Raw genomic sequence first — 11131 nt, forward strand, 5'->3', positions numbered from 1 at the left:
AACGCAACCAACTCTGTAACTTGAAGTATGACGAGTATAAACTCAGGGCGCTAACGCGCCCTAAGAATTATGTTATCAGAATAACGAATTAGTCTTTGCTACGGTAAGCACGACGACGATCGTTTTCTGACAGATAACGCTTACGCAGACGGATAGACTGCGGAGTAACTTCAACTAACTCATCGTCATCAATAAATTCTAATGCTTGTTCTAATGTTTGTTTCAGGTGTGGAGTCAGCGTTGTCGCCTCATCTGTACCAGAAGCACGCATGTTAGTCAGCTTTTTACCCGTCAAGCAGTTTACTGTTAAGTCATTAGAGCGAGTATGAATACCAATCACTTGGCCTTCATAAACTTCTGCACCATGAGTAACGAATAATTTACCGCGGTCTTGTAAGCTATACAGTGCGTAAGCAACGGCTTTACCTTGGCCATTAGAGATCATAACACCGTTATTACGGCGACCGATTTCACCTGGACGAACATCATCATAGTGACTGAATGTTGCATACAGTAAACCAGTACCTGATGTCATGGTCATAAATTCAGTACGGAAACCAATCAGACCACGGCTAGGGATAATGTAGTCTAAACGTACACGTCCTTTACCATCTGGTTGCATATCACGCATTTCGCCTTTACGCTCACCCATCGCTTGCATCACATCACCTTGGTGTTGCTCTTCAATGTCGATAGTAACTTGTTCGAAAGGCTCTTGTTTACGGCCGTCAATATCACGGAAGATAACTTTAGGACGAGATACACCTAATTCGTAACCTTCACGACGCATATTTTCAATCAGAACTGACAGGTGAAGCTCACCACGACCTGATACACGGAATGCATCTGGATCTTCGGTTTCTTCTACACGTAATGCTACGTTATGGACTAACTCTTTTTTCAGACGATCTAAAATCTGACGAGAAGTCACAAACTTACCTTCACGACCACAGAAAGGTGAAGTATTAACACAGAAATACATGCTAACAGTTGGTTCATCAACGGCTAATGCAGGTAATGCTTCAACAGCACCTGTTTCGCAGATCGTATCAGAAATATTCAGTTCGCCTAAGCCTGTGATTGCGATGATATCGCCAGCTTCTGCTACTTCAACTTCGATACGTTCTAAGCCTAAGTGACCTAACACTTTACCGACTTTACCATTACGAGTATTACCTTCGCTATCGATGATGGTAACTTGCTGGTTAGGTTTAACCTTACCACGCTTGATACGACCGATACCGATAACACCCATGTAGTTGTTGTAGTCCAACTGAGAAATTTGCATCTGGAATGTACCTTCCAGATCAACTTTTGGTGGCTCTACATATTTGACAATAGCTTCGTATAACGGAGTCATATCTTCAGCCATATCATTGTAATCTGTTCCCGCAATACCGTTTAATGCAGATGCATAGATAATTGGGAAATCAAGTTGTTCGTCAGTTGCGCCTAAGTTTACGAACAGGTCAAATACCTGATCAACAACCCAGTCTGGACGCGCACCAGGGCGGTCAACTTTATTGATAACAACAATTGGTTTTAAGTTGTTAGCAAACGCTTTTTGTGTCACAAAACGAGTTTGTGGCATTGGGCCATCCATCGCGTCAACCAGCAATAGAACGCAGTCTACCATAGACATAACGCGTTCTACCTCACCACCGAAGTCGGCGTGTCCTGGGGTATCTACGATATTGATACGATAGTCATTCCATTTAATCGCTGTATTTTTCGCAAGAATAGTAATTCCGCGCTCTCTTTCGAGATCATTTGAGTCCATCACGCGCTCAGCAACGGTTTCACGTTCGCCGAACGTACCAGATTGCTGTAGTAATTTATCGACGATAGTTGTTTTACCATGGTCAACGTGGGCGATGATGGCGATATTACGCAAGTTTTCGATCACAAAATTTGCCTCAGGCATTGTAGAAATAAGCGCAGTATTGTACACGCTTTAGACGAGAGACTAAACAAGATCACAATAATGATTGCTTAACAATATGCAATTAATTGAATTGTGATCCTTTTCACGCCTCAGAATTTAGTAGCATCTGTTCGATTGCACCAAAATAGTGCAACTAATTAGGCTTAATTTGCACCAACTTTGTGCAATAATTAAAAAATCACAGGAGATATTCTACACTAAACTTCATCAATACAGTATATATCCCTTTTTAGATAAGTTGGCATGCTTTTCGCAATAGAATTTAGGTGAGCAAAAAATTCACCGAAAAATGTGTAAGGCCACTGCACTCAATAAAACCATTCGCCAGGAGAGTTCCTATGTCCCTTGAACATGTGTTATCCATGATTGAAGAACATAAAGTTAGATATATTGACTTACGTTTCACTGATACCCGCGGTAAAGAACAACATCTTACTATTCCGGCTCATCAGATTAACGATGATTTCTTTGAAGAAGGAAAAATGTTCGATGGTTCTTCTATTGGTGGCTGGAAAGGCATCAACGAATCAGACATGGTACTGATGCCAGATGCAACAACCGCAATGCTTGACCCATTTTTCCAAGATCCAACTCTGATTATTCGCTGTGACGTTTTAGAACCTGGCACAATGCAAGGTTACGATCGCGACCCTCGTTCTATCTCAAAACGCGCTGAACACTATTTAAAATCAAGTGGTATCGCAGACACAGTGCTGTTTGGACCAGAGCCAGAATTCTTCCTGTTTGATGATATTCGTTTCAAAAACGATATTTCAGGCGCTTCTTACGCTATCAATGATATTGAAGCTGCATGGAATACAAATACCAAATATGAAGACGGCAACAAAGGTCACCGCCCAATGGTTAAAGGGGGTTATTTCCCACTACCACCAGTCGATTCATCACAAGATATTCGTTCTACTATGTGTAACATCATGGAAGAAATGGGCTTAGTTGTTGAAGCTCATCACCATGAAGTAGCAACTGCGGGTCAAAATGAAGTGGCTACTCGCTTTAATACTATGACCAAAAAAGCAGATGAAACCCAAATTTATAAATACGTGGTACAAAACGTCGCTCACGTATTTGGTAAAACAGCAACCTTTATGCCAAAACCATTAGTTGGTGATAATGGTTCAGGTATGCACTGCCATATGTCACTGTCCAAAAACGGTGTAAACCTGTTTGCAGGCGACAAATACGGCGGATTATCTGAAATGGCGCTGTATTACATCGGCGGTATTATCAAACATGCTCGTGCATTAAATGCATTTACTAACCCAACCACTAACTCTTACAAACGTTTAGTTCCGGGTTTTGAAGCACCTGTAATGCTAGCTTACTCTGCACGTAACCGTTCAGCATCAATTCGTATTCCAGTTGTTGCTAGCATGAAAGCGCGCCGTATTGAAGTGCGTTTCCCAGATCCGCTAGCAAACCCTTACCTTGCGTTTGCTGCACAGTTAATGGCGGGTCTTGATGGAATTATCAATAAAATTCATCCTGGTGATGCTATGGATAAAAACCTCTATGACTTACCACCAGAAGAAGCGAAAGAGATCCCAACTGTCGCAGGTTCATTAGAAGAAGCATTAAATACATTAAATACAGATCGTGAATTCTTAACTCGCGGTGGTGTATTTACTGATGATGCTATTGATGCTTATTTAGAATTATTACGTGCTGATGTTCAACGTGTACGTATGGCTCCACATCCTCTTGAATTTGAAATGTATTACAGCGCTTAAGACTATTTTTACTAATAAACACTTAAGCCAAGATGTAAAACTGTTTTTTTTGCCGTGAAGCTATTTTGCCCATCTTCGGATGGGCACTTTTCTCCCACTTAAGGAGTCAGTCTTTTCACTTACGCATTGGTTCATTAATGTAATAAAGGTAAGATGCACTAAAATGGTGCAATGGGGTATTCAATATGGAAACGGCAGACTTACCTGACAACACATTAATTTTAGACTCACTAATACACTCTGTATTGGTTATCAATAAAGAGTTTATTATTTGCTACGCAAATCATTCTGCGTTACAGGTTTTAGCACAAAGCCGTCGAAAATTATTTGAAACGCCTTTCACTGCCCTTTTCAGCTATTACTCTTTTGACGCTGATTTAATGCGTGAAACGTTAGCGAATGGACAAAGCTTTACCGACAATGAAGTGATATTGGTTATTAATAACCAATCACACACAATGTCGCTCAGTGCCCAACCTATTTCCGAGCAACATATTTTGCTGGAACTGGCGCCTATGGATAGTCAACGCCGGTTAAGCCAAGAGCAGATCCAACAAGCCCAGCAAATGGCTGCTAGGGAATTGGTTAGGGGGCTGGCACATGAAATTAAAAATCCGTTAGGAGGATTACGAGGCGCGGCTCAGTTGCTGGCAAAATCCTTACCTGATCCTGCCTTAACGGAATACACGCAAGTCATTATTGAACAAGCTGATCGCCTACGTGTGCTGGTGGACAGATTACTCGGGCCTCAACATCCAGGGACAAAAACACATCAGAGCATTCACCATGTTGTTGAGCGCGTTGCTCAGCTTATTTCACTCGAATGCCCTGAAAATGTCACCTTGCTAAAAGATTACGATCCGAGCTTACCTGAGTTATCACATTACCCAGACCAAATAGAACAAGTACTCCTAAATATTACACGCAATGCGTTACAAGCCGTTGAAAAAACAGGAGGGACGATTATTTTACGTACCCGTACTGCTTTTCAAGTCACACTTCATGGCGAACGCCATCGCCTTGTTGCTCGCATTGATGTGATTGATACCGGTGATGGTATTCCTCCTCATCTGCAAGATACGCTTTTTTATCCCATGGTTAGTGGTCGAGAAGGTGGCAATGGGTTGGGATTATCTATTGCACGCAATTTAGTGGATCAGCATGCAGGTAAAATTGAATTTACTAGTTGGCCCGGAAATACTGAATTTTCTATTTATTTACCAATTAAGTAGGAGATAACCAATGCAAAAAGGAAATGTATGGGTTGTTGATGATGACAGCTCTATTCGCTGGGTACTTGAACGCGCTATTTCACGTGAAGGTCTGTTATGTAAAACCTTTGAACATGCGAATGATGTACTTAATGCACTTAATGCAGAAATACCTGATGTATTGTTATCAGACATTCGCATGCCTGATATTGATGGTTTATCTCTTCTAAAAATAATTAAAGAACAATATCCAGCTCTGCCCGTGATTATTATGACGGCACATTCTGATCTGGATGCTGCTGTTAATGCCTATCAACAAGGGGCATTTGATTACTTACCAAAGCCGTTCGATATCGACGAAACGTTAGCATTAATTGATCGCGCCATTACTCATTATCGAGAGCAAAAACAACCAAATACCAATGATACTTCATTGCAATCAGTTTCAGATATGATTGGCGAAGCACCTGCAATGCAAGAAGTTTACCGTATTATTGGTCGGCTCTCTCGCTCTTCAATTAGTGTGCTGATTAATGGGGAATCAGGGACAGGGAAAGAATTAGTGGCACATGCATTACATCGCCACAGTCCAAGAGCTTCCTCTCCTTTTATTGCCTTAAATATGGCAGCCATTCCTAAAGACTTGATTGAATCAGAGCTTTTTGGTCACGAAAAGGGCGCATTCACAGGAGCCTCTCAAGTACGTCAAGGCCGATTTGAACAAGCGAACGGTGGCTCTCTGTTTCTTGATGAAATTGGCGATATGCCTCTCGATATTCAAACACGTTTACTGCGGGTCCTTGCTGAAGGGCAATTTTATCGAGTCGGTGGTTATGCTCCTGTAAAAGTCGATGTGCGTATTATTGCCGCTACACATCAAGATTTAGAAAAACGAGTTCAAGCGGGCGATTTTCGTGAAGATCTCTATCATCGACTCAATGTAATACGCATTCAGTTACCTCCATTACGCGATAGAACCGAAGATATTCCCAGTCTAGCGCGCTATTTTCTACAAAAAACAGCTAAAGAATTAGGTGTCGAAACCAAAGCGCTTCATCAGCAAAGTTTGCAAATAATGATGGAATACAACTGGTCAGGTAACGTCAGACAATTAGAGAATGTGTGTCGCTGGTTAACGGTAATGACGGCAAGCCAAGAGATTATGCCTCAAGATTTACCACAAGAAATTCGCCAACCTGATGAGAAAGCTAAAAATATCAGTCGAATTGCTTCTTCTCAACATTGGTCACAACATCTTTCATTATGGGCAGATGAAGCATTAGGGGAAGGGAAAAAAAACATCTTAACAGATGCCCTACCTCAATTTGAACGCACGCTATTACTTAGTGCCTTGGCATACACACAAGGGCATAAACAAGATGCGGCAAGGTTATTAGGTTGGGGTAGAAATACATTAACCCGCAAATTAAAAGAGTTAGGGATAGAGGAATATTGATCCTCTATCCCCTTCATCGATTAAATAACACGCGAGAATTGACGTTGGCGCATTTGATTTCGTAAATAGGTATCAAAACACATACAGATATTACGAATAAGCAAACGTCCTCGTGGTGTAACTTGAATACCATCTGCTGTTATTTCAACTAAACCATCATCCTTCATTGGCACAAGTAATTCTAAATCTTCTTTAAAATAGTCATGGAAGACAATATTGTGCATTTTTTCAATATCAGAAAAACGCAGACTAAAATTACAAATTAAGGTTTTAATTACATCTCGACGAATACAATCATCATTAGTCAGAGATAAACCACGCCATAGTGCATTCCCTTCACTATTTACACGCGCATAATATTCTTTCAATACTTTTTCATTTTGCGCATAGTTATCGCCTAACATACTTATTGCAGAAACTCCCATACCTAATAAGTCACACTCTTCATGAGTGGTATAGCCTTGGAAATTACGATGTAAAATACCTTTGCGCTGAGCAACTGCTAATTCGTCATCAGGTTTAGCAAAGTGATCCATACCAATAAACTGATAGCCGTTTGTTGTCAGCGTAGAAATTGTTTCTTGTAATATTTCTAATTTTTCTTCAGCTAAAGGGAGGTCTTCATCTTTAATTTTACGCTGAGCAGCGAATAAATTAGGTAAGTGTGCATAATTGAAAACACTCAATCTATCAGGTGATAATTCAATAACGCGTTTTAATGTAAAGGCAAAACTCTCTTTGGTTTGCTTAGGTAAACCATAAATTAAGTCAATGCTGGTGGAGTGAAAACCCACTTCACGCGCACGCTCTACCAATGCAAAAATAAACGCTTCATCTTGCTCTCGATTGACTTTTTGTTGTACTTCTTTATTGAAATCTTGTACGCCCATACTTAGGCGATTAAATCCTTCATGACGCAGATGGTCGATAACATCTAGCTCAATTTCACGGGGATCGATTTCAATAGAGAGTTCTGCATTATCAACAAAATAAAAATGGTGACGTAATAGCGAAACCAATCGGCTAATTTGCTGCTTATCCAGAAAAGTAGGTGTACCCCCACCCCAATGCATCTGAGTCACTTTTCTGTCTTTAAAATAACAAGCCCTGTTAATAATTTCTTTTTCTAAAACATCAAGATATTCATCTGCCTTATGTTTATGCCGCGTAATAATTTTATTACAGCCGCAGAAATAACACAGCTTATGGCAGAAAGGGATATGAATATAAAGCGATAAAGGGCGCTCAAGATAACGTTGAGTCGCTTTGATAAAATCATCATCGCCATATTGCTGATTAAACTCTAATGCTGTTGGGTATGATGTATAGCGAGGACCTGAATAGTTATACTTATGGATCAGGTCAAGATCCCAAATAATTGTTTGTTCTGACATGCCTCTACCTTCCAAAAGTGAACAGCTGATATTTCATACCAGCAAACAGACATTATGAATATCTGAAAGAATAGTGTAACCAATAAATCGGGAACTGAATATGATCGAAAGGGGTATCGTATAAATCCCTTTCTTCTTATTGATAGGCGATAACACTCAAATATACGACGTGATGTAAATCACATTATGTAAAAATAATCTTATCCATTAAAGATATTCATGAATAAATTAAGTTTATTCAATACGTTAGTAATTTCAATTCATCGTGAAATATCAGAAGAAAACTTTCACACCGAGTTTAAAACGATATATTACTCAAAATACGATTTAAATTAATTAAATATCTCGTTATATTAGTTTTATTATTCTTTTATTCCCTCTTAATTCGATGATTATAATAATAGTAACAATTATATCTTTACCTAAATTATAATATTACATATCCTAGAGACAAACATTGATTAATATCCAACTAAGTCGTGTTTTGATTTAAATTTGAGGCTCATTTAAAGAATAAAGGTCGCTATATTACAAGGAAAGATAGCATCCCCCATACCTTATCTTATTCTAATTGACGTTTCTCTTATTTAATCAGTCTCTTTTATATACCCGAATTATGGATTATTAACCACGGAAGGAAACGGACTAGCAACCAAGGATGGTTTATCTCTTCAATAACAATTCATCTCTTTTATTCACTCTTCTATTTCACGCTTATCTTACAATAAATATATGTAGTATTACCTAGCATCAAATAAGAATAATTATTATTTATTACTTATAAATAAAATAAGGCTCTACTTATTCTAAAGTTAATAAGCAGAACCTTTCTCTTTATTATACTTATTTTATAGCATTTATTTATTCTGCTTCTTTACCATAATTAGGAGAACGAGGGCCATACAAAATGCCATTCGCATTTCCAGCAGAAAGTAAACGGATACTGGTTATACCTGCAATTTGATAGCTTTTATCTGATACTGTATTCACGATTTGATTCACAACCGCTGAAACCAGCATCCCGACTAAACTACCCGATGAGCCTTCTGTTTCTGTACTTGATGCCGTTGCAGAGCTGCTCCACAGCACACCACCATTACGAAGATCAACAAGCTTAGCAGCAACAGTAACTCTCGTATCACTAGAAATAATTTGATATGACGTTCCAAATTCTGTGATATCTAAGTATAAAACAGCATCAGCACCAAAGATTTCACGTAATTTATTAGGACTTACTGCATGAATATCTCCTGCCATGGATAAGCCATTTTGCTTAAATGTCTCTTCAACAACAGCAACAGGGAACACGTAATATCCTGCTTCCGCCAATGGATATGTCACTTGAGATAAGAAACTGTGTCCAGCTCCAACTTCTGTTGTATGGTTTTGAGGCACCAAGACTAAAATGCTTTTTGGTTTACTCTGTTTAAATGCGGAGTAATCTGTTTTAACAGGCTGGGTACAACCCGTTAATACCAGAGCAAAAGCCAAACAAATTAAAGTGAATAAGCGACTCATTTTTGCATTCCTTTATTTTTCATCAGGCGATCCATAAATTCCGCTGATTCTGGGTAAAGTGCTTTCTCTTCGCTAAATTCAGCCATAGCTAAATCTAACGCACCCGTTGCACCGTATAACATACCTAAATGTGCATGTAATCCCGGAGGAATACCTAATGATTTGGCACGAGAAAGCTCAATGCTTTTCTTTAATGCATCGATTTGTGCTTGAGGATCACTTTCACTTTGTTGATAGTACTGATACACCACTTGTTGATAACTATCCCAGTTATAAAGTGGTTTAGGGCCACTTGCACAGCCCGTCAGCAATAATGCCCCCAAAACAAGGCTTATTAATGATTTAGACATCGTTATATCCTTATAAAATGTGCACTATTTTGAAGGCTGCCAAGCATTGCTTTCAATACCTGCAACTAAGTTATTAACCGCTTCACGAATAGCTAAATCAAGCACTTTACCGTTAAGTGTTGAGTCATAGCTTGCTGTTCCACCAAACCCAATGATTTCACGATTAGAAAGCTCGTATTCGCCCGCACCTTGAGATGAGAACACCACTTCTGAGGTATTCACATTCACAACGTTTAAGTTCACTTTGGCATAAGCAACTTGTGTTTTACCCCGGCCTAAAATACCGAATAATTGACGATCACCAACTTCTTTACGGCCAAATTCAGTGACATCGCCTGTGATAACATATGTTGCACCTTTTAACTGTTGGCTTTGTCCTTTAATGCCAGCTTCTTCTTTTAATTCAGATAAGTTAGCTCTATCTAATACATTAAAACGCCCTGTTTGCTGTAAGTGCGTCATTAAAATCGTTTTGGATTGATTTCCTAATCTATCAACTCCATCAGAGAATATTCCATTCATATAACTAGAACGGTTATCAAATTTACCAATAGAAATAGCGCTCTTAGTGCCTGTATAAGTTGTGTTATAGGTTGCAACTTTAGCAACTTCTAAAGAACGTGAAGATTCTGATGCACACCCTGCAAGTAATGATGTAGAAACCAAAATCAAACCAAGTGATAATTTATTTAAATTCATATTAATAACCCAATAAAGGTGAAATAAACCTATAGATATTCATTCTATTAATTGAAGTAGAGTTGATATAAACGGAAATAATAATTTTCAGTTTTAGCTCATAAAGCCCACACTTATAAACCTCAGTAATAATAAGGTTAAAAGATAAATCAGCTCTTATTTATAATATAAAGGCAATCAGCGACGGGGAGAATAGAAGATGGGCGATAAAAATAATAACAAATAAATATAGAGATAAAATAGAGAATGCTTTACCTATTATTTTATCAATATCCCTTAAGTCAGTTTAAAATTGAACTTATAAAAAAATGAAAAAGAATTTGTATGACGCTGCTATTTAATTAGTTTTTATAAATATCTTTATCTAAAAAAACATCTAAATAACGTGTAATCATAACCACCCGTAAAACGGGTGGTTTGCTCTTGCCCTATAAGGGCTTGTTACCGACTGCGCCTAAATGACGCTGCTTTCTCTTCGTTCAAGCTCAGTGTCTTTGCTACTTTGGCTTACCCCTTGAAGGGGTTTTCATATTCTTTATTGCTCAATTTATCCGAGATTAAATTCGACTTTTCTTGCTCTCTGATATACTTTTGAATTGTGGCTTCATTGAGTCCAACTGTTGTGACATAGAACCCTTCCGCCCAAAACTTTCTGTTGCCAAATTTATATTTGAGATTGGCATGTCTATCAAAGATCATCAACGAACTTTTATCTTTCAAATATCCCATGAAGCTTGATACGCATATCTTCGGTGGAATACTCACTAACATATGAACATGATCTGGCATAAGGTGCCCTTCGATTATTTC

At 38.7% G+C, this 11131-nt stretch carries 9 protein-coding genes; 3 read left to right on the forward strand and 6 right to left on the reverse strand.

What is annotated here, in order from left to right:
- Nucleotides 1-88: 88 nt before the first annotated feature.
- Nucleotides 89-1924 carry a ribosome-dependent GTPase TypA gene (gene typA / locus GWJ01_RS01225; RefSeq protein ID WP_088494327.1) on the reverse strand — a complete coding sequence of 612 codons (1836 nt, stop codon included), beginning with the start codon at nucleotides 1922-1924 and terminating at the stop codon, nucleotides 89-91.
- A gap of 359 nt (nucleotides 1925-2283) precedes the next feature.
- Here typA and glnA point away from each other — a divergent pair, with 359 nt between their 5' ends.
- From glnA to glnG, 3 genes are all read left to right on the forward strand, one after another.
- A complete protein-coding gene (gene glnA, locus GWJ01_RS01230; RefSeq protein ID WP_109395044.1) occupies nucleotides 2284-3693 on the forward strand; it encodes a glutamate--ammonia ligase in 1410 nt (469 codons plus the stop codon).
- Between the two features lie 185 nt (nucleotides 3694-3878).
- Entirely contained in the window at nucleotides 3879-4925 is a 1047-nt protein-coding gene (glnL, locus tag GWJ01_RS01235) for a nitrogen regulation protein NR(II) (RefSeq protein WP_109401593.1), read from the forward strand.
- A 10-nt stretch (nucleotides 4926-4935) separates the two neighbouring features.
- Complete coding sequence (gene glnG / locus GWJ01_RS01240; RefSeq protein WP_109395046.1) at nucleotides 4936-6360, forward strand: nitrogen regulation protein NR(I); 1425 nt, start codon at nucleotides 4936-4938, stop codon at nucleotides 6358-6360.
- 20 nt (nucleotides 6361-6380) lie between these two features.
- Here the strand turns inward: glnG and hemN are convergent, their stop codons facing one another.
- The 5 genes from hemN to tnpA form a co-directional block, all read right to left on the reverse strand.
- On the reverse strand, nucleotides 6381-7754 hold the full coding sequence (gene hemN / locus GWJ01_RS01245) for an oxygen-independent coproporphyrinogen III oxidase (protein ID WP_109401594.1): 1374 nt from the start codon (nucleotides 7752-7754) through the stop codon (nucleotides 6381-6383).
- Nucleotides 7755-8615: 861 nt separating this feature from the next.
- The gene (locus GWJ01_RS01250; RefSeq protein ID WP_109401595.1) at nucleotides 8616-9272 is read right to left on the reverse strand and encodes a DUF799 domain-containing protein; all 657 of its coding nucleotides are present in this window, start codon (nucleotides 9270-9272) and stop codon (nucleotides 8616-8618) included.
- The gene (locus GWJ01_RS01255) at nucleotides 9269-9622 is read right to left on the reverse strand and encodes a DUF4810 domain-containing protein (protein WP_075671270.1); all 354 of its coding nucleotides are present in this window, start codon (nucleotides 9620-9622) and stop codon (nucleotides 9269-9271) included. The genes GWJ01_RS01250 and GWJ01_RS01255 overlap by 4 nt, the downstream gene beginning before the upstream one ends.
- A 24-nt stretch (nucleotides 9623-9646) precedes the next feature.
- Nucleotides 9647-10321 carry a CsgG/HfaB family protein gene (locus tag GWJ01_RS01260; RefSeq protein WP_109395048.1) on the reverse strand — a complete coding sequence of 225 codons (675 nt, stop codon included), beginning with the start codon at nucleotides 10319-10321 and terminating at the stop codon, nucleotides 9647-9649.
- A gap of 507 nt (nucleotides 10322-10828) precedes the next feature.
- The coding region (tnpA, locus tag GWJ01_RS01265; RefSeq protein ID WP_161710604.1) for an IS200/IS605 family transposase at nucleotides 10829-11131 on the reverse strand (303 nt) is incomplete at its 5' end.

Origin of the sequence: Proteus sp. G2618, assembly GCF_009915995.1 — a bacterium.
In the GTDB taxonomy this organism is placed as follows: domain Bacteria; phylum Pseudomonadota; class Gammaproteobacteria; order Enterobacterales; family Enterobacteriaceae; genus Proteus; species Proteus terrae.